This window comes from Actinospica durhamensis, from assembly GCF_018139695.1.
Taxonomy (GTDB): Bacteria; Actinomycetota; Actinomycetes; order Streptomycetales; family Catenulisporaceae; genus Actinospica; species Actinospica durhamensis.
The window spans coordinates 1-409 of sequence record NZ_JAGSOG010000832.1; the positions used below are offsets into that span (position 1 = coordinate 1).

Here is a 409-nt window from a genome sequence, read left to right on the forward strand (position 1 = left end):
GTGTGTGCATGTCAGGCGCGTCGCCCCGTGCTGTCCGCGCGGGCCGATAGGCTGAACGCATGACGCGAGCCGAGCGGCCAACGGCCCACCGACCGGATCCGGACGACGCCCTGATCGCGGACTCCCGTGAGCGCGCCGTCCGCGCCCTGCTGCGCCGACCCCAGCTGAAACGACTGTGGAGCGCGCAACTCGTGGGCGGGGTCGGCGATGTCCTCGCCCTCTTCGTGCTGGTCCTCCTCGCCCTCCAGGCGGCGATCGCCGCGGGCTCCTTCGGCGGCGGCCACCGGGGCGCGGCGTTCGCAGTGGCGACCGTTTTCGGGGTGCGCGTCCTGGCGACCGTGCTGTTCGGCGCCGTCCTGCTCGGCCCGCTCACCGCGCTCACCGCGCCGGACGGCCCGCTGGACCGCCG

General features: G+C 75.1%; 1 pseudogene. It reads left to right on the top strand.

Annotated elements, in window-relative coordinates:
- Positions 1-59: 59 nt before the first annotated feature.
- Positions 60-409: pseudogene (locus KDL01_RS42440) on the top strand (dTMP kinase); the annotation flags it as partial.